This is a genomic window from Melittangium boletus DSM 14713 (assembly GCF_002305855.1).
Lineage (GTDB): Bacteria > Myxococcota > Myxococcia > Myxococcales > Myxococcaceae > Cystobacter > Cystobacter boletus.
The window spans coordinates 6,070,170-6,089,875 of sequence record NZ_CP022163.1; the positions used below are offsets into that span (position 1 = coordinate 6,070,170).

At 70.7% G+C, this 19,706-nt stretch carries 19 protein-coding genes; 8 read left to right on the forward strand and 11 right to left on the reverse strand.

The features are described from left to right. Positions 1–936 carry a hypothetical protein gene (locus MEBOL_RS25440; RefSeq protein WP_095979888.1) on the reverse strand — a complete coding sequence of 312 codons (936 nt, stop codon included), beginning with the start codon at positions 934–936 and terminating at the stop codon, positions 1–3. Between the two features lie 198 nt (positions 937–1,134). On the opposite strand from MEBOL_RS25440, the gene coaA reads away from it, so the two are divergent. After that, positions 1,135–2,088 (forward strand): type I pantothenate kinase, encoded by a 954-nt coding sequence (coaA, locus tag MEBOL_RS25445; protein WP_095979889.1) that lies wholly within the window; start codon positions 1,135–1,137, stop codon positions 2,086–2,088. 42 nt (positions 2,089–2,130) lie between these two features. On the opposite strand, the gene MEBOL_RS25450 is transcribed toward coaA, so the two are convergent. Together MEBOL_RS25450 and MEBOL_RS25455 are read right to left on the reverse strand one after the other, a co-directional pair. Then, entirely contained in the window at positions 2,131–3,492 is a 1,362-nt protein-coding gene (locus MEBOL_RS25450) for a bifunctional ornithine acetyltransferase/N-acetylglutamate synthase (protein WP_245918838.1), read from the reverse strand. A 28-nt stretch (positions 3,493–3,520) separates the two neighbouring features. Then, complete coding sequence (locus MEBOL_RS25455) at positions 3,521–4,012, reverse strand: hypothetical protein (protein WP_157775464.1); 492 nt, start codon at positions 4,010–4,012, stop codon at positions 3,521–3,523. Positions 4,013–4,166: 154 nt separating this feature from the next. On the opposite strand from MEBOL_RS25455, the gene MEBOL_RS25460 reads away from it, so the two are divergent. Continuing rightward, positions 4,167–6,395, forward strand: coding sequence for a kinesin (locus tag MEBOL_RS25460; protein ID WP_095979891.1), 2,229 nt, complete (start codon positions 4,167–4,169; stop codon positions 6,393–6,395). Between the two features lie 3 nt (positions 6,396–6,398). Here the strand turns inward: MEBOL_RS25460 and MEBOL_RS25465 are convergent, their stop codons facing one another. The 3 genes from MEBOL_RS25465 to MEBOL_RS25475 form a co-directional block, all read right to left on the reverse strand. Next, entirely contained in the window at positions 6,399–7,523 is a 1,125-nt protein-coding gene (locus MEBOL_RS25465) for an SGNH/GDSL hydrolase family protein (RefSeq protein WP_157775466.1), read from the reverse strand. 7 nt (positions 7,524–7,530) lie between these two features. Then, complete coding sequence (locus MEBOL_RS25470; RefSeq protein ID WP_095979893.1) at positions 7,531–10,362, reverse strand: AAA family ATPase; 2,832 nt, start codon at positions 10,360–10,362, stop codon at positions 7,531–7,533. Positions 10,363–10,441: 79 nt separating this feature from the next. After that, a complete protein-coding gene (locus tag MEBOL_RS25475) occupies positions 10,442–10,642 on the reverse strand; it encodes a hypothetical protein (protein ID WP_095979894.1) in 201 nt (66 codons plus the stop codon). 349 nt (positions 10,643–10,991) lie between these two features. Here MEBOL_RS25475 and MEBOL_RS25480 point away from each other — a divergent pair, with 349 nt between their 5' ends. The 4 genes from MEBOL_RS25480 to MEBOL_RS25495 are packed head-to-tail and all read left to right on the forward strand — an operon-like array spanning position 10,992 to position 13,399. Continuing rightward, positions 10,992–11,183 (forward strand): microviridin/marinostatin family tricyclic proteinase inhibitor, encoded by a 192-nt coding sequence (locus MEBOL_RS25480; RefSeq protein ID WP_095979895.1) that lies wholly within the window; start codon positions 10,992–10,994, stop codon positions 11,181–11,183. After that, positions 11,180–12,166: an MvdC/MvdD family ATP grasp protein gene (locus tag MEBOL_RS25485; protein ID WP_095979896.1), complete on the forward strand. Its 987-nt coding sequence runs from the start codon at positions 11,180–11,182 to the stop codon at positions 12,164–12,166. The genes MEBOL_RS25480 and MEBOL_RS25485 overlap by 4 nt, the downstream gene beginning before the upstream one ends. A gap of 3 nt (positions 12,167–12,169) precedes the next feature. Then, complete coding sequence (locus MEBOL_RS25490) at positions 12,170–13,156, forward strand: MvdC/MvdD family ATP grasp protein (protein ID WP_095979897.1); 987 nt, start codon at positions 12,170–12,172, stop codon at positions 13,154–13,156. Between the two features lie 12 nt (positions 13,157–13,168). After that, on the forward strand, positions 13,169–13,399 hold the full coding sequence (locus tag MEBOL_RS25495; RefSeq protein ID WP_095979898.1) for a hypothetical protein: 231 nt from the start codon (positions 13,169–13,171) through the stop codon (positions 13,397–13,399). Position 13,400: 1 nt separating this feature from the next. Here the strand turns inward: MEBOL_RS25495 and MEBOL_RS25500 are convergent, their stop codons facing one another. From MEBOL_RS25500 to MEBOL_RS25510, 3 genes are read right to left on the reverse strand one after another with little or no spacing between them, the layout of a single operon-like run. Further along, entirely contained in the window at positions 13,401–13,979 is a 579-nt protein-coding gene (locus MEBOL_RS25500; protein WP_095979899.1) for a HesA/MoeB/ThiF family protein, read from the reverse strand. A 12-nt stretch (positions 13,980–13,991) separates the two neighbouring features. After that, positions 13,992–14,207, reverse strand: a complete 216-nt coding sequence (locus tag MEBOL_RS25505; protein ID WP_095979900.1) for a hypothetical protein — start codon at positions 14,205–14,207, stop codon at positions 13,992–13,994. 59 nt (positions 14,208–14,266) lie between these two features. After that, positions 14,267–15,205, reverse strand: a complete 939-nt coding sequence (locus tag MEBOL_RS25510) for a DUF1684 domain-containing protein (protein WP_095979901.1) — start codon at positions 15,203–15,205, stop codon at positions 14,267–14,269. A 164-nt stretch (positions 15,206–15,369) separates the two neighbouring features. On the opposite strand from MEBOL_RS25510, the gene MEBOL_RS25515 reads away from it, so the two are divergent. Both MEBOL_RS25515 and MEBOL_RS25520 read left to right on the forward strand, forming a co-directional pair. Then, positions 15,370–16,032, forward strand: coding sequence for a DUF2231 domain-containing protein (locus tag MEBOL_RS25515; protein ID WP_095979902.1), 663 nt, complete (start codon positions 15,370–15,372; stop codon positions 16,030–16,032). Between the two features lie 78 nt (positions 16,033–16,110). After that, the gene (locus MEBOL_RS25520) at positions 16,111–18,513 is read left to right on the forward strand and encodes a glycoside hydrolase family 31 protein (protein ID WP_095979903.1); all 2,403 of its coding nucleotides are present in this window, start codon (positions 16,111–16,113) and stop codon (positions 18,511–18,513) included. A gap of 8 nt (positions 18,514–18,521) precedes the next feature. Here MEBOL_RS25520 and MEBOL_RS25525 read toward each other — a convergent pair whose 3' ends face one another. Together MEBOL_RS25525 and MEBOL_RS25530 are read right to left on the reverse strand one after the other, a co-directional pair. Then, a complete protein-coding gene (locus tag MEBOL_RS25525; RefSeq protein WP_095979904.1) occupies positions 18,522–18,872 on the reverse strand; it encodes a Mov34/MPN/PAD-1 family protein in 351 nt (116 codons plus the stop codon). A 3-nt stretch (positions 18,873–18,875) separates the two neighbouring features. Then, positions 18,876–19,706, reverse strand: coding sequence for a hypothetical protein (locus tag MEBOL_RS25530; RefSeq protein WP_095979905.1), 831 nt, complete (start codon positions 19,704–19,706; stop codon positions 18,876–18,878).

The following is a 19,706-nucleotide window of genomic DNA, read 5'->3' on the forward strand; positions in this document are numbered from 1 at the left end:
TCAGAGGATGCCGCAGTCCAGGGTGCAGTGATGGGTGTCCAGGCCGATCCCCGCGGACTCGGTGAACTGGCAAACGCCGTCGCCACACACGTAGATGTCCTGGGGCCGGATGCGGGTGGTGACGGGCGCGTAGGTGACGCCCTCGTGGGTGCACTGGGTGTAGTACGTGCCGGTGGGGTCGGGCGTGCACTTCGCGGCGCAGCTGCCCACCCGGGCGATGGGTGCGCACGCGTCCCTTCCCGTCTCGAGCGCGCAGGCCCGAACGCTGCTCTCGTGCGGCTTCAGGGGAGAGGAGTCGTGGCCGACGAAGACGCCTGTCTGGGTGAAGAGGTTGCCGAAGAAGCACCCCTCGCGCCGCGCGAACGTGGCCAGCTCCCCGGGAGCGGTGGCGATGGGCTCGCCTCGGCCATCGCGGCCCCGCACGGAGATGGGCACGGTGCGCCCGAACTTGTTGACGTGGGCGGCCAGGCACCCGGAGACGAGCTGCTGCTCGCGCACGGTTGCCGGCTGACCCGCGCCCCAGTCGGGCGCGAACCCCAGGGCGCCCTTCCAGGTCCGGACGACGCCCTGCTTGTCCGTGTACGTGCGCGTCTGTCCCGCGGGCAGGGCGCAGGCCGTGACGTATTTCATGACGTTGTCGGCCAGGGCGGGGTTCTGGTCGTACCAGGACGCGAAGGCCGCGCTGCTCAGGCCATTGAAGGCGAGCCCGTTGAAGGCCAGGCCGTTGAAGGCGAGCCCGTTGAAGGCCAGGCCGTTGAAGGACTCGCCGTTGTCGGACGCGAGCCCCTGGCGCGCCAGGCCGGGAGCGTCCAGGGCCTCGGGGACGTCCGGAATCGGGCCACACGCCACCCCGCTTCCGAGCAGCAACGCCCACGCTTTCGCTCCCAGGAGCCTCCTTCCCCGTCCCTGGCTCTCATGGCTCTTCGCGCTCCGCATGGCTCATCCTCCTCGGAATAACTGGAATAGCGGGTTCAACTGGTAAATTCGGTCACCTGCTGGGGTTCGGTGAGGTCCATCCCTCCTGGGGCCGAGGGAAATGTCGCCGGGTGGTTATTTGCCGTGGGGGTGGAAGGAAGAGCCGTCCACCACGAGACACTTGGTTAGGATGGAGGGGCCGTCTAGGAGGACGGCTCCATGTCCGTTCCCAAGCACCAGCCCGCGTCCATGTTCGTCGACTTCGAGCGCGAGGCGTGGCGTGCCCTGCGCGCCGCGACGCCCCTGACGCTCAGTGCGTCGGAGGTGGAGGGCTTGCGCGGTCTCGGAGAGCACCTGGACCTGGAGGAGGTGGCGGATGTCTACCTGCCCCTGTCCCGGCTGCTCAACCTGCACGTGGCGGCCACGCAGAGCCTGTGGACGGCGCAGCAGGCGTTCCTGGGCGGCTTCTCCCAGAAGGTGCCCTTCGTCATCGGCATCGCGGGCAGCGTGGCGGTGGGCAAGAGCACCACGGCGCGCATCCTCCAGGCCCTGTTGTCGCGCTGGCCGGACCACCCCCACGTGGAGCTCGTCACCACGGACGGGTTCCTGTACCCCAACCGCGTCCTGGACGAGCGCGGCCTCATGCAGCGCAAGGGCTTCCCGGAGAGCTATGACCGGCGCGCCCTGGTGCGCTTCCTCGCCGAGCTCAAGTCCGGCCGCGCCGAGGTGAGCGCCCCCGTCTACTCCCACCTCGTCTACGACATCGTCCCCGGCGAGTTCGTGCCCGTGCGCCGGCCCGACATCCTCATCCTCGAGGGGCTCAACGTGCTCCAGACGGGGCCGCTGGAAGGCGGGAAGATGCCGCACACCTTCCTGTCGGACTTCTTCGACTTCTCCATCTACGTGGACGCGCACGAGCAGGACATCCGCACCTGGTACGTGGATCGCTTCCTCCACCTGTGGAAGACGGCGTTCCGCGACGAGCGCTCCTTCTTCCGGCGCTTCGCCGAGCTCACCGAGGAGCAGGCCATCGCCCGGGCCCTGTCCGTGTGGGCGGAGATCAACGGCCCCAACCTGGCGCAGAACATCGCGCCCACGCGCTCGCGGGCTCGGCTCATCCTCATGAAGGGCTCGGACCACAAGGTGCGCCGCGTGCGCATGCGCAAGACCTGAGTCCCCGCCTCGGTGCCGTGCCGGGCGGGGCGCCCTGGTGGATCAGCTCCGGTAGTCCGCGTTCTCGCTGATGTACTCGTGGCTGCGGTCCGCGCCGAGCACCAGGCACTCCGCCGGGCCCGAGCCCAGGTCCACGTCGATCTCCACCGCGCGCTCGTGCGGGGGGAAGGCCACCGGGGGACGGAAGGTGAGTCCATCCGGTGGCGGCACGCTCGCGTAGAGCTCCGCGCCCTTCATGTGCGCCACCAGGGCGGCCTCGGCCTCGTGGTCGAGCCGGAAGGTGCCGTGCTCGAGCAGCACGCGGCCGCCCATGCGCAGCGTGCAGCGCGACAGGTCCATTCCCGGGTGGTGCTCGCCCACGTACTTGCCGATCGCCGCCACCAGCCGGCCCACGTTGGGATCATTGCCGTTCACCGCGCACTGGAAGAGCGGCGAGTTCACCACCGACTTGCCCACGCCGCGCGCCACCCGCTCGTCCAGGGCGCCGCGCACGCGCACGCGCATGACGTGGTGGACGCCCTCGCCGTTGCGCACGATGTCCTCGGCGAGGTCCGCGCACACCTGCTCCAGCGCGGCCTCGAAGCGGGCCAGGTCCGGGCAGGGCACCTGGCGCGAGGACACGAGCGCCACCGTGTCCGAGGTGCTGGTGTCGCTGTCCACGCTGATGCAGCCGAACGTGCGCGAGGCCACCGAGCGCAGACACGCGCGCAGGGTGTCCCGGGGCACGTCCAGGTCCGTGAGGAGGAAGACGAGCATGGTGGCCAGGTTGGGCTCGATCATCCCCGCCCCCTTGGCGATGCCCACGATGCCGCCCTCTCCCACCTGGGCGCGGCGCACCTTGGGGTAGAGGTCCGTCGTCATGATGCCCTCGGCGGCGGGCAGCACCGAGCCCCCCGCGAGCGAGGCCACCGCCGCGGGCACCGCCTGTTCCATCGCGTCCACCGGCAGCCGCCACCCGATGACGCCCGTGGAGCAGGGCAGCACCTGCGAGGCGGTGAGGCCGAGCCCCGCCGCCACCGCCGCGCACACCCGCTCGGAGGCCTCGCGGCCCCCGGGGGCGCACACGTTGCTCACCTTATTATTGATGATGAGCGCGCCCAGGGTGGGGGACTCCAGCCGCTCTCGGCCCACGAGCACCGGCGCCCCGGGAAAGGCGTTCTTCGTGAACACCGCCGCGAACGCCGGGGTCGGCTCGTCGAGCACCACCAGCGTGAGGTTCATCTTCGCCGGCCTGGCCACCTCGGCGGGCATGAAGTCGAAGCGCGTGCGTCCGACCCGGAAGCCCCGGGGCAGGGCGGACTGGCCCTCCAGCCAGGTGCGGTGGGCCTCGGCGGACGAGAAGGTCAGGTGCGTGCTGGGAATGGTGGGACCTCGGGGCGAAAGGACATGCGCTTGCTGCCGCAATCCCGCCCGTGATGCAATCCCCCTGTCGTCAGGGCGTGGCCTGCCCCGCGAGGCCCGGTTCGCCGCCGCCCTCCTCCGGCAGGGGGACGAGCTCCTCGGGCTCGAGCGGCGCCGGGGAGATGGCCCCATCGCGCGTCACGACCCAGGAGTTGTAGCGCCGCTGGTGGACCTCGAGCAGCTTGCCGTTCTCGTAGCAGAGGGTGTGCAGGGTGAAGTACGGCACCTTGAGGCTGGGTTTGCCGTACTGGAAGCACTCCTGGGCGCCGCGCTGCTCCCGGCCCACGGGCTGCCCGAGGATGCCGGACACGTCCTGGGGAGACATGCCCTTGCGCACCGTGCGCAGCCCCCGGTACGTGTCCACCCGGAAGGGCGTGGCGGGCGTGTGGTACGTCACGGCCAGGTAGCCGAGCCCGCCCACGAGCAGGACCGCGAGCGGATAGAGGAGGTGGCGGCGCTGGAGGCGGATGCGCCGCGGGTCGGTGTAGGCGCTGAACAGGTACTTGTGCTGGGCGACACTCACCGGGTTCGCTTCCATTTGTGGCTCGGGCTGGGTCACCCGCTCCACATGCCCCGAGGGGGGGGCGGGATGCAAGCCGCCGATACCGGACCCGGGCGGGCGAGCGGCTCGATTGTCAGCCAGGACAGCGTGCGGGCGCTGTGGTCTGTTGGGTGCCATGGCGCGTCACCTTGTCTATCGCCGTTATGGCGGCTCCCTCCAGGTGTCCATTCCCTCGTTCGAGGTGCTCCTGGAGGCCATCCACATCCCCGAGACGCAATGGTTGGCCACGGCCTGCCCGGTCGAGGGATTGAACTGCGACCGGCGCTTCCTCGAGTTCCTCGACACGGACCAGAACGGGCGCATCCGGGTCATGGAAGTGCGCGCCGCCGTCGAGTCCACGGCGAAGCTGTTGAAGAGCCATCAGGGCCTCAACGACGCGAGCGACGTGCTGGTGCTGGACTCGCTCTCCGAGGCGGCCGCGAAGCACCGTGCCGCGGCGGACATCCTGCTCGACACGCTCAAGGCGGAGGACCGCACGCGCATCTCGGTGGAGCAGGTGCGCACGAGCGAGCAGTCACTCCGGGCGGCGGGCCAGAACGGGGATGGCATCGTCGCCCCGGCCTTCCTGCCCGAGCCCCTGCGCTCGCTGGCGCACGCGCTCATGGCGTCCTTCCCCGAGGTGAAGAATCGCGCGGGGCAGCCGGGCGTGGACCTGCCCACGCTCCAGCGCTTCCGCGAGGAGCGGAGCGCGCTGCTGGCGCACCTGTCCGGCAAGGAGGCGCTGCTCGCCTGGGGGCCGCAGAGCGTGGATCGCGCCCGGCGCATCCAGGAGGTCCGCCCCCTGCTCGACACCTACTTCCTGCAATGCCGGCTCATCGCGGCCCAGCCGGAGGCCGTCACGAGCCTCAAGCTGGAGGCGGCGCGGGTGCAGGGGGCGCTGGGCGACCTGCAATCGCTGTCTCGGGTGGTGTCGGAGCTGCCCGTGGCGCCCCCGGAGCCCGGCGGGGTGCTGCGCTGGTCGCGGTTGTACCGGGGACCGGCCTTCGAGCGGCTCGAGGCGTTCCGCAAGGACGTGGCCCTGCCCATCACCAATGACCTGGCGACGCTCACGGACGCGGCCTGGCGGGACATGTCCACCCGGGCCGATGCCATCCTGGCCTGGCAGGCGCGCATCGAGGCGAGTCCCTTGCGCGCGCAGGTGGACACGCTCGCGGGGATTCCCGAGTCGGAGCTCGACGCCATCGAGGCGGCCTGCCGGGCGGATCTGGCGCTCAAGGAGCGGCTGGACGCGGTGGTGGAGCTGGAGCGGCTGATTCTCTACCAGCGCTGGTTGCTGGCGTTCGCCAACAACTTCATCAGCATGCCGGACCTGTACCAGACGAAGCGGCGCGCGCTGATGGAGCGGGGGACGCTCATCCTCGGGGGCCGGCGCTACCGGTTGTCGGTGCTGGTGAAGGACCGCGCCGCGCATTCCGCGCTCACGAGCCAGGGCACCACCTGCACCCTCTATGTCCAGGTGATCTCCAAGGAGGGAGGGGGAGAGTCCTTCGAGGTGGCGGTGCCCGCCACGCGGGGGCGCAGCGGAGAGCTGTCGGTGGGCAAGCGCGGCATCTTCTATGACGTGAACCAGCGCGAGTTCGACGCCGTGGTGACGCAGGTCGTGCGCCAGCCCGTGTCGTTGTGGGAGGCGATGACGATGCCCTTCGAGCGCATCGGCAAGTTCGTCTCCCAGAAGATCGAGGGCATGGCGGCCTCGGGGGAGAAGGCGCTCGATGAGTCGCTGGAGAAGAGCTACGCGCAGGGCACGAGTGTCGCGAGCGCCGCGGCGGCGGCTCCGGCCACGGCGCCCACCGCGCCCGCTCCCACGGCTCCGAGCCCGCCCTCGGTGACGGGCCCCGGGGGATTCCTCGCGGCGGGAGGCATCGCGCTCGCGGCGGTGGGCTCCTCGCTGGCCTTCATCGTGTCCCAGGTGCGCTCGCTCACGCTCTTCGACGTGCTCACCGCGGTGCTCATCGCCGTCGCCGTGGTGATGCTGCCCTCGGGCCTGCTCGGGTGGCTCAAGCTGCGCAAGCGCAACCTGGCGCTGCTGCTGGAGGGCTCGGGCTGGGCGCTCAATGACAGGCTCAACCTCACCCGGGGCCTGGCGGCCCTCATCACCCGCAAGCCCCGCCTGCCCAAGAACGCCACCGTGGATCGGGTGGACATGCTGCGCTCCGCGCTCGTGACGGTGCACGAGGACGATGAGGGCGAGCCGCGCCAGTGGGGCCTGTGGACGGCCCTCCTCCTCGTGGCCCTGTTCGCGCTGCTCTGGCAGTTCCGCGAGCCGCTGTCGCGCGAGGTCTGCGCGCGCCAGTGGTTGCCCCGGAGCGTGTGCGAGTCCTCGCTGGCGCCGACGGGGCCCTGAGCCCTACTTCCAGCCGAGCCAGTCGCGCAGCAGGGGCGTCATCTGCTCGGCCGTGCGCTGGTGGGTCTTCCGGCTGGGGTGCCACAAGCAGCCCAGGCCCTCGTCCTCGCGGTTGGCGGGGACCTCGGCGAAGTGCACCCGGGTGTCCCCGGCCTGGTGCAGCTCGTCCACCAGTCCGGAGAGGAGTCCCCGGACGCGCGTGCGGGCCTGGAGCTCCTTGGGGTGCGAGTCCGAGACGCCGGAGCCGAGGACGCAGACGATGTGGGCCTGGGGGTAGTGGCTCCGGATGCTCCCGACGAGCGAGCGGTAGGCGTCGCGGAAGCGCGCCTCGCCCGGGTGCTCCTTCCAGAAGTCATTGGCGCCCAGCTGGATGACGATGGCGTCGGGCACCCAGGCGGTGAAGTCCCAGGGGCCGTCCTCGCGGCGGGGCAGGGTGCGCGTGTAGAGCTGGGGAAGGGTGGGGGTGGGATCGTTGGCGTAGTTGACGGCCACGCCCTTGCCCGAATACGCGACGACGGAGAGCTCGGCGTTCAGGGCGCGCGCGGTGAGGGCGGCCCAGGTGAGCGAGTGGCGCTGGGTCTCCGCGTTGAAGCTGCACTGCGCGTTCTTGCCCTCGATGCCGAAGCCCGTGAGGCCCGAGTCGCCGATGAACTCGATGCGGCGCTCCAGGCGGGGCGGGGCGGGCAGCAGCCGCGCGTCCGGGTCCAGCTCGAGCCCGAGGAGCTGGGTCTCTCCCACGGCGGGCTCGGTCTCCTTCTCCAGGAGGAGCACGTGCTCGCCCGGGGGCAGGCCCTCGGCGATGCGGTAGAGCAGGGGCCCCTCGCCCACGTACAGGTCGCGGAAGGGGGCGCCGTCCACGCTGAAGCGGAAGCGGTTGGGGGCGGGCTCCTCGAGCTTGCCCAGGTCGAGCAGGCGCAGGCCGAGGGACGTGCCGGTGAAGCGCACGGTGAGGGACGTTCCCCCCCACGCGAGCCGGGGACCCTCGGGGTCGCCGTGGTCCACCCGGCCACTGAAGCGCAGGAGGGGAGACCGGGGCGATACCTGGACGGGCGCTGCAGGGTGACAGCCCCCGAGCAGGGCCAGGGCGAGTCCCAGACGGGTCAGGGAACGGGTGGGCAGGTGGCTCATTCGTGGCTCAATTCGCGGTGCTGCTTCCGCTGGTGGGGGGAGGGCGGGAGATCCACGCGGCGATGAAGACATCCAATTCTCCGCGCATCACGTCCTTCACGCGCGGCGTGCCCGCGCCCGTCCGCGGGTCCTCCACCCGGGCGCTCCGGCCGACGTGGTAGCGCCGCGCCTCGTCCGCGCTGACGCGGCCTCCCTGGCCCTTCACCACCCGCGAGGCGATGCCCTTCATCTCCTCCAGCTCGACGCCGCCCGTCAGGGTCATCACCCGGCCGCTCGTCTCGTCGCGCACCGTCACCTCGGTCCTCACCTTGCCGACGAAAGCGCCCTCGCGCCGCCGCACCTCGCGGCCATTCACGTCGATGCCCCGGGTGTCCTCCAGGGGGCCGCCCTGGTGCACCCGCACGTAGGCGCGCTGCCGCTTGTCCTCCTCCAGGCGCCGGTGCAGCCCCGACTCGCCCGAGAGATAGCCATAGGCCCCGGGGCCCACGATGCGCAGCACCACCCGGATGGGCTCCTCCGCCTCCGCCACCGCCTCCACGGCGTAGCCACGACGTTGCGCCCAGCCCTCGTACATGGTCGCCAGCTCACGCACCCACGTCTCCTGTCCCTCGGCGGTCTCGCTCGTGCTGATGTCCACCAGCGCCTCGTCTCCCTGGCCCATCGCGCCGGAGGAGCCCAGCACCTCGGCCATCCGCACCTCGCGCGCGACCTCCTCCACCTGCTTCGCCGCCGACGCGAGCTGGGGCTCGCCCTTCGCCTCGCGCACCAGCCGCCGCGCGAAGGTCGCGCGCTCCTCCAGCCGATCCAGCTCGTTGAGCTGGGCTTCCAACGGACGGAAGGCGCGCAGGGTCGCCGCCGCGCGCTCCGGGTCGTCCCACAGGTTGGGGGCCTGCGTGGCCGCGAGCAGTTCCGAGCGCCGCTCCTCCAGCCGGGGCCGGTTGGCCGACACCGAGAGGGCCCGGGCGCGTCCCACCAGCCGGTCCATCTCCGCGAGCAGGGACTTCTTGTCCAGCCGCCGCTTCACCGCCGCCACGGACTTCTCCGTGGGCAGGGCGAGCCGGGCCGTCTCCTCGCGCGGGGAGGGCAGGGCCTCGGCCATGGCCACCACCCGGTTGCCGGGGGGGCGGATCTCCACCCGCACGGGCGTGCCCGGCCTCAACTGCCGGCGGGCGATCTCCACCGCCAGCGCCGCGGTGAGCGTCTTCTCGATCTCCCGTTGCAGGTAGCGCGCGCCGAACTCCGGCGAGTACCCCCGCTCCACCAGTAGATCCACCACGGCGGGTGTCACCTCCACGTCCAGCCCGCGCACCCGGATGCCCTCGCGCTCCAACACCCGGCCCACCTCGCGCTGGGCGATCTTCCGGATCTCCACCTTGGTGAGCGGCTGGAAGTGGCAGATGGCGTCGAAGCGGTTGAGGAATTCGGGGCGGAAGACCGTCGCCATGCGCTTGTCCACTTCGTTGATGAAGTCCTCGGCGCGGCGCGGGGTGTTGAAGCCCATGGAGGGCGTCCGGTACACCTCGGCGCCCACGTTGGACGTGGCCACGATGACGGTGTTGTTGCAGGAGATGGTTTCCCCCGCGCCGTTGACGAACGTGCCCTCGTCGAAGAGCTGGAGGAAGCGGTCGTGCACGCTGCGCGCGGCCTTCTCGAACTCGTCGAGCAGCAGCACGGTGAACACCTTGCCCTCGAGCAGCGCCGTCAGCTCGCCGCGCTTCGTCTCGATGGCGGGGGCCCAGGCGGCACCGAACGGAACGCTCTCGTCCCCGTCGTTGGGGTAGTCCACCATGTTCAGGCGCACGAGCCGGTCCGGCGAGCCGAACAGGTACTCCGCGAGCAGCTTGGCCAGTTGCGTCTTGCCCACGCCGGTGGGGCCGGCGAAGAGGAACACGCCCAGGGGGCGGCGCGGATCGTTGAGGCCCGCCTTGAGCAGCGCCACCGAGCGCAGCACGGCCTGCACCGCGTCGGTTTGCCCGAGCAGCCGCTCGCCGAAGAAGCGCTCCGTCTCCTCCAGGTCCAGCGCCATCGCGTCATCCACGACGAAGCGCGGCAGGCGGGTGGTGGCGCAGAAGCGGGTGAGCACGTCCTCGGGGCCCACCTTGTCCCTCGCGCCGCCCGCGGCCTCGGCCGCCGTCTCCTTGAGCAGCTCGATGGCCTTGCGCGGCAGCCGCTGGGCGAGGAGGAACTTGGAGGCCAGCCGCAGCGCCAGGTCGCACGCCGCCGGATCGATGGGCAGGCGCAGCTCCTGCTCCAGCTCCTCGGCCACCCGGCCGAGAATCCACCGAGCCCGCTCGGCGGGGGGCTCGTTCAGGGGCACCAGGTGGAGCCGTTCGGCGAAGGACTCGTCCGCGCGCAGCAGCTCCTGCACGCGCTTGGGCTCGGTTTCGAAGATGAAGCGGAGGGTTCCAGCGCGCAGGGCCCGGAAGGCCACGGGCGCGAGCGGCCCTCCGATGGCGGCGTGCAGATCCCGGATGTAGACGATGGGGCGAGGATGCCGGCCAAGCCATTCGAGCAGTTCCTCGAAGGACTCGGCGGCCTGCCGTTGGGTGCTGCGCGCCAGGATGTTGGCGACGGAGATTTCCACCATGCGCGCGGAGGCGAGCTCCGCGTCCACGCGGCCCTCGGCGATGCGGCGCGCGACTTCCTGCACGAGCGCGGACTTGCCGACCCCGGGCTCTCCGGACAGGAGGGGGTGCTTGCCTCCCCGTGACAGGAGGGACAGGACCTCGGTGACGGCGGTGTCCACGCCATGCGCGGCCACGAGCCGACCCTCTCGCGCCAGGGCGGTCAGGTCTCGGTCGATCAGCCGCTCATTGTCCTCGCTCTTTCGGGTGACCATGGTCGGGAACGCCTCGAAAGGCGTGGGGACACACTCTAGCGCGGTGGATCGCGCGAGGGGTCCCCGTTCCCTCCTGGCCTCACGCCTCCGCGGCCGGATGCCCCCAGGGATTGGTGGCGGGCGCCTGCCGCAGGAGGAACTGGAGCTGTTCACCCCAGTCCTGGGAGCACCTGGCCGCCGGGGGAGCGTTGTCGTGGACGACGACACTCAGTCGGGCCGCCTGCTCGGCGAGTTGTTGCCGTACCGCCGGTGACCAGTGGGCGAATTCGAGCCACTCCATGGGCCTCTCCTTGAAGGGTTGGGATTGACCGCAATCCATGCGCCCGCGGCCCATGCCAAGGCATTGCGCCCCGCGTCAGGAGGAAGGGGATGTGATGGATTCACGACGGCTCCGGGCGGGGTCTGTCGTGGATGAACAGGGCCATCGTCCCGAGGTCGGAGACCTGCCTTCCAGGTGGGAGGAAGAGACTCCGCGACTTCTGGCGGGGGTCTCTGTCTTTCATTCCGCGCTTTCGGCCGAGGCGTTCAATAGCTGTCTCGTCTCCAGCTACTCGGACTTCCCCTGGGATACGGACTGTTCGTACCAAGGGAAGGCGGAATTCCGCCTTGAACCCAGAAGGAGGCAGGTGATGAAGACGCAACCAGACGCAAAACCGTTCTTCGCGCGTCTGCTCGATGAACAGGAGCCGGCTCGTGCCTCGGGTGGCGAGACCCGGAAGTATCCCTCGGATGAGGAGGACTTCGCCGGGGGCGCGTTCTCGCGGGACTGGACGCTGAAGTACCCCTCGGACCATGACGAGGACATCCAGACGCGCGGATGAGCACCCCTCGCGACAACGTCCTGCTGCTCACCCACGGCGCGGACCACTACACGGTGGATCGTGTCGCGGAGGCGTTGTCGCGGCGGGGATTGCGGCCCGTGCGCATCGATACGGAGGGCTTTCCCGCCAGCTGGGAGCTGTCGTCGGTGGTGGAGCCCGAGCGCGAGGACGTGGTGCTGGGTACCTCCGCGGGGGTGTTGCACGCGCGGGAGGTGCGCTCGGTGTGGTTGCGGCGGCGGGTGCCGGCCCGGTTCGATGCCGTGCTGGAGCCCGCCTGGCGCGAGAGCTGTGGACGTGAGTCCTGGGCGGCCCTCGACGGCGCCCTGGATGGACTGGCCGCCGCGGGCTGCCGGTTCATCAATCCCCTGGGCTCGGACGCGGTGGCCGAGAACAAGCCCCGCCAGCTCCGGTTGGCTCGAGCGTTGGGGCTCGAGATTCCACGCACCGTGGTGACCAACGACGCGGCCCAGGTGCGCGCCCTGTTCGAGGCGGTGGGGGGCCGGATGGTGGCCAAGATGCTGACGCCCCTGAGCCAGTCCATGGATGGGCGTCGGCCCTTCGTGTACACGAGCGCCATTCGTCCCGAGCACCTCGAGCAGCTCGAGGGTCTGCGCCATGCGCCCATGGTGTTCCAGGAGCGCCTGGACAAGGCCCATGAGCTGCGGGTCGCGGTGGTGGGCGGGCGCTGCTTCGTGGGCGCCATCGACGCGTCGTGCTCGGTGGCGGGACAGGTGGACTGGCGGCGCTCCCGCGCGGACGAGTGCCAATGGACTCCTGGCGAACTGCCCGGCTCCGTGGCGGGGCGGCTCGTGCGTCTGGTGGAGGCGCTGGGGTTGGTCTACGGCGCCGCGGATTTCATCGTCACCCCCGAGGGGCGCCACGTCTTCCTCGAGGTCAACCCGGGTGGGGAGTGGGGCATGCTCGAGCGGGAGCTGGGTCTGCCCATCGCCGAGGCCCTGGCCGAGGCCCTCGCCAAGGAGTGAGCCATGGCCATCCTCCTCGTGACCCATTCGAAGGACAACGACGCGCCCCTGGCCGTGGCACGGGCGCTCGAGGCCCGGGGCGAGCGGGTCTACCGCTTCGATACGGATCTCTTCCCCACGGGACTCCAGTTGTCGCTGGATGAGGGCGGAGGCGGACGGCTGTCGGGTCCCGAGGGCGTGCTCGACCTGGCGGAGGTGTCGGCGCTCTGGTACCGCCGCAACGCGACGGGAGCCGCCATCCCCCGGACATTGGATGAGCAGCTTCGCCGCCCCTCGGTGGAGGAGAGCCGGCGCCTGTTGTTCGGGATGATGGCCGCGCTGGAGGTGTTCCAACTGGATGCGTGCGAATGGGTGCGGCGCGCCGAGCACAAACCGTTGCAGCTCACGTTGGCGCGGGCGCTCGAGTTGGAGGTTCCCCGCACGCTGATGACCAATGATGCCTCGGCGGTGCGCGCCTTCGCCGCGAGCTGTCCCGGGGGCGTGGTGACGAAGATGATGTCGTCGTTCGCCGTCTACAGTCCGGAGGGCCGCGAGCAGGTGGTGTTCACCACGCCCTTGAGTGCCCGGCAGTTGGAGGACCTGGAGGGGTTGGACCTGTGCCCGATGACCTTCCAGGAGCGGCTGCCCAAGGCGCTGGAGCTGCGGGTGACGGTGGTGGGGGAGCGGGTGATGGCGGCGGGGGTCGACTCCCAGGCGTTGCCAGGGGCGCGCGAGGATTGGCGGCGCGAGGGCGCGGCGCTCATCGACGCGTGGCGGCCCTACCCCCTGCCCGAGCCCATCCAGGCACGCGTGTTGCGGTTGATGGACGCGCTGGGGCTCAACTACGGCGCGTTCGACTTCGTCGTCACGCCCGAGGGCCGGCACGTCTTCCTCGAGGTCAACCCGGTGGGGGAGTTCATGTGGCTGATGCGCCATCCGGGGTTGCCCATCCACGAGGCCCTGGCGGATGTGTTGTGCGGCCGGGTGGCGCGGCGGACCGCCCCGAGCTAGGGTCCCCGGCCCATGGCCAAGTCCCCGTGCCCCGTGTCCCTGTCGCAGTTCCTCGAGAAGGCCGAGCCGTTGAAGGTCACCATCAACGGCCAGGAGATGCTCGCCGAGGTGAAGTCGTTCTCGACCGGCTCCTTCGGCTGGTACATCAACGGCAAGACGACCGTCACCGTCGATGGCAAGCCCGTCTCGGTGCAGATCGGCATGAACATGACCGTCGTCGGCTCGAAGGAAGCGGCGCGCTGAGTCACGCCGTCGTGGGCGTCACCGCCGCGAGTCCCACCAGGGCATCGCGGCGGGCGCCGTGCTTCACGAAGTCCTGGACCGCCCGCGCGAGCGTGGCGGCGAGCTGGCCGATGAGCGGCAGGTGCTCACCGCCCTCGCAGGTGGCCTGGCCCGGCGAGTCCTCGGCGTCCGGAACGAAGCGCTCCTCCCACCGCACCAGCCCGAAGGTGCCATCCGCCGCGAGCGCGCCGTGCACGAGGGGCTTGCCCGCGGCGCGCGCGAACGCACTCAGGACGAGCCGGCTCGCCTGGTTGTCGAAGCAGTCCACGAGCAGGTCCGCGCCCTGGCAGAGCGCTTCCACGTTGTCGCGCGTCAGCCGCACGCCCACCGCCTCGGACTTCACGCCGTACAGGTTGAGGAGCTGGAGCTTCAACGCCTCCGCCTTGTTCCTGCCCACCGAGGGCTTCACGAAGGCCTGCGCGAGCAGGTTCCGGGACTCCACGCGGTCGAAGTCGATGAAGACGAGCGTGGCCTCGAGGTTGCGGCACAGCACCGCCGCCGTGGAGCCCACCGCGCCCACGCCACAGAAGAGGATGCGCATGGGGGCTTTTCCTCAGGCGCCGAAGGGGACCTTGGGGCGCAGGTAGATGCGCTCCTCGCCCCGGGGTCCGCGGAACCGGTCCACCACGTAGTGTTGGAAGGTGTCCTCTCGCGGCAGCCCGAGCATCTCCACCGCGATGCGCCGCACGTCCGCGTCGGACACGGCCCCGTCCACTTCCAGGGGCACGTCCGAGGACAAGCCGTTGTAGGTGATGTTGAGCGTCGTCATGTCCCGCCTCCCGGAAGATCCTTCGCAGGGACGTGCCGGGAGGGCGGTTTCCTGACGCGTCAGTGATCGCCGTAGCGCTTCTCGCCCGCTTCCACGCTCAGCTTCAGCCGGTTCTGCGCGGGCGGCAGGGGGCACGTCGCGTACGGCGAGAAGGCGCAGGGCGGGTTGTAGGCGCGGTTGAAGTCCAGCACCACGCGGCCGTCCTTCGGAGGATCCACGTACAGGAAGCGGCCCGCTCCGTAGGATTCGGTGCGGTTGGTCTGGTCCCCGAAGATGACGAAGAACGGGCCCGACTCGGACTCCAGGACGGGATCCAACCGGTACTCCTGGCCATTCACCTGGAAGACGAGCGTGCCCGGCGAGTTCATGTCCTCCACCGTGCCGAGCACCGTGGGCACCGCCAGCTTGCGCGGAGACGCCGCGGGCTCGAACCGGCCCTCGATGCGCCAGGCGGCGCTCACCGGCCACGTGGGGATGCCGTGGAACTGCTTGCGCGCGGGGGCCTCGGGATTCTTCACGCGCAGGCCCAGCTTGTCGCCCCGGGGGATGAGGTAGAAGCGCAGCGGACCGAGTCCGAGGATGTCCTCGGGGCCCTCGCGGGTGCCCACCGTGCCGCCGCTGAACGGCTGGCCGCCCCGGGTGACGGTGACGCCGGGCTGGAGCGTGAACGTCACCTGGCTCCCCTTGCGCGTCAGGGTGCCGATGTGCGCGGGCGTCCCGGCGGGAAAGATGAAGTCATTGTCCGCGGCGGAACCCAGGCGGTTGTCGCCCTCCTCGAGCCAATGCAGCCCCACCAGGGACAACCAGCCGTCCTCGGCGGTGAGGTTGGCCACGCGCTTCTGGTGCCAGGCGCGGGTCTCGGCCTCCAGGGAGGTGGAAGGGGGCTCGGGGGATTTCGTCTCGGCGGGCTTCGTCATGGAGGGCTTGGCGGGGGGAGCGGTGAAGGCGGGCGTCGCGAAGGTCACCGCCGACAGGGTGAGCAGACGAGCTATTCGCATGGCGCGACCATGACAAGCCAGGCCAGGTCTCGTCCACTGCACGGAGAGCGCCGTTCGCAAGGGCGTCTCGGGCCCGCTGGGATGCTCGGCCTCCTGGGTTCCCGGTGGAGCGGGTTGTCGGGAGACGTGGGCGCCCCAAGCTTTCCGGGACGAGGAGGGTTCCCATGAAGATGCGTGTACAGGAGTTGCACCCCATGTTGATCCACGCGCCCTTGACGCTGCTGCCCTCGGCGGCGGTCATCGACGTGGCGGCGGCGTTCTCCCGGGGCCCGGTCCTGGACAAAACGTCCCGCATCCTGTGGTGGACCACCGCCGCGGGGGGCATGTTGGCCGGCTTCGCCGGTCTGGCCGCCACGCAGGAGGTGAAGGCCGACACACCCAAGACGCGCGACATGATGTTCCTGCATGGCTTCACCAACGCCGTCATCGTGCTGGGGGCCCTGGGCATCGCCGCGTGGCGCACGGGCCGCCCGGCGTCACTCGCCTCGAGCCTGATGGGCATGGGCTCGCTCGCCCTCGTGGGCTACAGCGCGTGGCTGGGCGGGGAGATGGTGTACTCGGAGGGCATTGGCGTGAACGGGTTGACGATGGGCCGGGCGGAAATCGATCAGCGCAGCCCTCCTCTGCTCTCGCGTGAGGCGCCCCGGCGGATCGCCCGGGATGCGGTGAAGGGCCTCGGGTGGCTCTTGTCCCGTGCTCGCGGGGTCTTCTCGGGTCGTGAGCGCATCGAGCCCCGGGCCTTTGGTGTCGCGAGCATCGAGCAGGCCCTGGAATCCCAACCGTCGACGGAGCGGTTGCCGTCTCGCATCGAGCCACAGCCGGTGTGAGCATCCCCAGCGGATAACCACGCGGGCAACGGAAGGGTTGCCACGGGGCGGGCCGCAACGCGTAGGCTCCGCGCCCCTATGCGCTTCGACGACATCTCCATCGAACCGAACCGTGTCACCTTCTGGGGTCCCCGCTCCGCGCTGGAAATCCGCAGCCCCCTGCCGGGGGTGCTGCGGCTGCGTCACATTCCGGCCCTGAGCCATTCCGGGCTCGCGCACGGTCCCCGGGAACTGCCCGCCAAGCAGTCCTTCGCGGTGGTGGAGCACGCGCAGCGGCCGCTGTCCTTCCGCCGCGAGGCCCAGGCGCAGGTGGCGGTGGTGGGGACGGAAGAGCTGTCGGTGGAGGTCCGGCTGGATCAGGGCTCCTGGAGCCTGAAGGACGCCTCTGGACGGGAACTGTCGCGGTGTGAGGGCTTCTCGGGCGAGGCGATGCCGGACTACCCGGTGACGCGCTTCCGCTCCCGGCTCGCCCTGCACACGCCCGCGGACGAGGCGTGGCTCGGTTTCGGAGAGAAGGTCGGGGCGCTCGACAAGCGCGGCATGCGCTTCGTCTTCTGGAACACGGACGTGGTGCCCCACCACCCGGACACGGATCCGCTCTATCAGTCCATTCCCTTCAGCCTCGGCCTGCGCGACGGCGTGGCCTGGGGTCTGTACCTCGACGAGTCGTGGCGGATGGAAGTGGACGTCGCCTCCGAGGACCCCTCGCTCGTGCGGTGGGAGTCCTCCGGTCCCGAGCTGGACGCCTATGTCTTCGTGGGCCCGATGCCCGCGGACGTGGTGCGCCGCTACACCGCGCTCACCGGCCGCCAGCCGCTGCCTCCGCTCTGGAGCCTGGGCGCGCAGCAGTCGCGCTGGGGCTATGAGAACGCGGCGGAGATCCGCTCCGTCATTCACGGCTACCGCTCCCGGAAGCTGCCGCTCGACTGCGTGTACCTCGATATCGACTACATGGAGGGCTACAAGGTCTGGACCTGGGACAAGGCCCGGTATCCGGACCCGGCGGGCCTGGCGAGCGAGGCCGCCCAGCTCGGCGTGAAGCTCGTCACCATCATCGATCCGGGCGTGAAGCAGGAGCCGGGCTACCGCGTCTACGACGAAGCGCTCGCGGGCGACCACCTGGTGCGCAATGACCGGGGCAGCGTGCTCGTGGGCGAGGTGTGGCCCAAGCCCGCCGTGTTCCCGGACTTCACGCGCGAGAGCGTGCGCTCCTGGTGGGGCGGCCTGCACCGGGGCTTCGTGGACGCGGGCATCTCCGGCTTCTGGAATGACATGAACGAGCCCGCCTGCTTCCGGCTCGTCAACGCCAACGAGACCTTCTCCATCAACTCCGCGCCCGCCGCGGACAAGGACAAGGTGGAGGGCCCCACGCTGCCGCACGACGCCCGGCACGGGGAGAAGCGCCACCTGGAAGTGCACAACGTGTATGCGCTCGGCATGGCGCACGCGGCCTACGAGGGCCTGCGCCGGCTCGCTCCCGAGCGGCGTCCCTTCCTCCTGACCCGCGCGGGCTTCGCGGGCATCCAGCGCTACTCGGCCGTGTGGACGGGTGACAACTCCAGCTACTGGTCGCACCTGGAGCTGTCCATCTCCATGATGCTGGGCCTGGGCCTGTCCGGCGTGTCCTTCACCGGCGCGGACATCCCCGGCTTCATGGGCCGCGCGAGCGGGGAAATGCTCGTGCGCTGGATGCAACTGGGCACCTTCTACCCGCTCATGCGCAACCACTCCGCCAAGGGCACGCCCTACCAGGAGCCGTGGCGCTTCGGCGAGCCCTACCTGTCCCTCGCCCGCGAGTGGCTGGAGCGGCGCTACCGGCTGCTGCCCACGCTCTACTCGCTCATGCACGAGTCCTCGCAGGAGGGTCTGCCCGCGCTGCGGCCGCTCGTCATGTACGCGCCGGGAGACGTGGAGGCGCTGCGCATGGATGACGCGTTCCTCTTCGGAAGGGATCTGCTCGTGGCTCCCGTGGTGCGCCAGGGCCGCACGCACCGGCACGTGTACCTGCCCGAGGGGCGGTGGTTGCCGTTCTTCGACCTCGGCCAGACGGGGGAGCCCGTCGAGGGCAAGCAGCACGTGCTCGCCGAGGCGCCGCTGGGCACGGCGCCCATGTGGCTGCGGGCGGGTGGCGCGCTCGCCCTCACCGAGCCGGCGCAGCACACCACCTCGGCCAACTGGACGCACCTCACCTGGCACATCCACGTGGCGGCGCGCGTGGAGGGCACGCTGTACGAGGACGCGGGCGAGGGCTACGGCGCGTCGCGGACGACGCGGCTGAGCGGGGACTGGACGAAGGACCTCTTCGTGCTGGAGCGGAGCACGGAGGGCGCCTTGCCCCCGTCCCGCGACACGGAGACGCTGTGCCTGTATGGGCTCACCGAGCCTCGCGAAGTGCTCGGCGCGCGGGAGCACCGCTTCGTCGACGGGGTGCTCCTGGTGGACGTGGCGGCGGACTGGAAGAAGCTGGAAGTCCGCCTGTAGCCCACCGCCTACGTCATTCCGGAGTGGGCGCGCAGGAGCGCCACCCAGGGAGGCTCCTCCGCGAGGAGGGCTTCTCGTCCGTCCGCTCGCAGCAGGGTGCCGCCCGGCGCCACCACGGAGAAACGCAGGGGCCGCCCGAGTGCCAGGAGGAGCGCCTCCATCGTCGTCTCGTCCTCGGCGCTGAAGGCCAGGGGGCCGAGGGGATGGCTGTGGGCGATCTCCTCCACCTCGCCGCGCAGCCGCCAGAGCGCTTCCCAGCGGGCGCGGGAGTCCGGCAGGGACACGGCGCTGTCGGAGGCTTCGCTCCACAGCACCTCCCCCCCACGGCCGATGAGCAGACACACCTCGCGCGGGTTCATGGTTCATGCGTGCCGGGTGATGACCAGCACGTCCTCCTTGATGGCCTCGCGGATGACCGAGGGCAGGCTCTCCAACGTCACGAGCCGATCCTCTCCCGCGAGGCAGATGCCCGCGTCCACCACGCCCAACGTGTCCGCCTCCACGAGGCTCTGGAAGCGCTCGCCCATGAAGCTGAACGTCACTTCCCACAGGCCCGCTCCCCGGCGCCGCAGGTCGAGCAGCCGTGCGCCCGCCGCATCCAACGCGCGTTCCACCCGCGAGGTGATGCGTGCCTCGGCCGCGACAAGGCCCGCTTCCGCCACGGACAGCACCTGACCTCGCACCTCGGCGGGCGCGAAGGGGACACCGAGCCTGTGCGCGCTGGACTCCAACATCGCGTAGCCAAAGGCCGCCCGCAGGGAGGCCGGCACGGCCTTCACCTCCGCGAGGGTTCCTCCTTCTTCCCAGCGCGCACGCGCGGTGGCCTCGGCTTCGTCCTCGAAGTCCGTGGCCTCGTAGACGAGCGTGCCGTCATGCCATCGCCGGGCGCGCAGAGGGGAGAAGCGCGGGGGCTCCTCGTCGGGCAGCAGCCGGACCGGTTCCGCCTCCGCCCGGGTGTGCACGAGCCGGGTTCCCCAGAGGTGGCCGCGTACGAGCGGCAACCCCTCGAGTCCTTCGGGTCCGGCGGGCTCCCGCGCGGTGGCGGTGCGCCCCCGGACGTCGAAGCGCCACCACCCCGGCGCGGGCGGCGGCGAGGACACCCGGAGGCGCCGGGACGGCAGCTCGACGTGGGGGCCGCCGAAGTAGGGCAGGACCCACGTCTCCCCCTGTCCGAGGAACTTCCGGTAGTCCAC

Coding starts and splice junctions, on each gene's coding strand:
- MEBOL_RS25490 (WP_095979897.1), top strand. CDS start 12,170: ATGGCCATCCTCCTCGTGACCCATTCGAAGGACAACGACGCGCCCCTG.
- MEBOL_RS25485 (WP_095979896.1), top strand. CDS start 11,180: ATGAGCACCCCTCGCGACAACGTCCTGCTGCTCACCCACGGCGCGGAC.
- MEBOL_RS25510 (WP_095979901.1), bottom strand. CDS start 15,205: ATGCGAATAGCTCGTCTGCTCACCCTGTCGGCGGTGACCTTCGCGACG.
- MEBOL_RS25440 (WP_095979888.1), bottom strand. CDS start 936: ATGCGGAGCGCGAAGAGCCATGAGAGCCAGGGACGGGGAAGGAGGCTC.
- MEBOL_RS25505 (WP_095979900.1), bottom strand. CDS start 14,207: ATGACGACGCTCAACATCACCTACAACGGCTTGTCCTCGGACGTGCCC.
- MEBOL_RS25480 (WP_095979895.1), top strand. CDS start 10,992: ATGAAGACGCAACCAGACGCAAAACCGTTCTTCGCGCGTCTGCTCGAT.
- MEBOL_RS25515 (WP_095979902.1), top strand. CDS start 15,370: ATGAAGATGCGTGTACAGGAGTTGCACCCCATGTTGATCCACGCGCCC.
- coaA (WP_095979889.1), top strand. CDS start 1,135: ATGTCCGTTCCCAAGCACCAGCCCGCGTCCATGTTCGTCGACTTCGAG.
- MEBOL_RS25465 (WP_157775466.1), bottom strand. CDS start 7,523: ATGAGCCACCTGCCCACCCGTTCCCTGACCCGTCTGGGACTCGCCCTG.
- MEBOL_RS25525 (WP_095979904.1), bottom strand. CDS start 18,872: ATGAACCCGCGCGAGGTGTGTCTGCTCATCGGCCGTGGGGGGGAGGTG.
- MEBOL_RS25475 (WP_095979894.1), bottom strand. CDS start 10,642: ATGGAGTGGCTCGAATTCGCCCACTGGTCACCGGCGGTACGGCAACAA.
- MEBOL_RS25495 (WP_095979898.1), top strand. CDS start 13,169: ATGGCCAAGTCCCCGTGCCCCGTGTCCCTGTCGCAGTTCCTCGAGAAG.
- MEBOL_RS25500 (WP_095979899.1), bottom strand. CDS start 13,979: ATGCGCATCCTCTTCTGTGGCGTGGGCGCGGTGGGCTCCACGGCGGCG.
- MEBOL_RS25520 (WP_095979903.1), top strand. CDS start 16,111: ATGCGCTTCGACGACATCTCCATCGAACCGAACCGTGTCACCTTCTGG.
- MEBOL_RS25470 (WP_095979893.1), bottom strand. CDS start 10,362: ATGGTCACCCGAAAGAGCGAGGACAATGAGCGGCTGATCGACCGAGAC.
- MEBOL_RS25460 (WP_095979891.1), top strand. CDS start 4,167: ATGGCGCGTCACCTTGTCTATCGCCGTTATGGCGGCTCCCTCCAGGTG.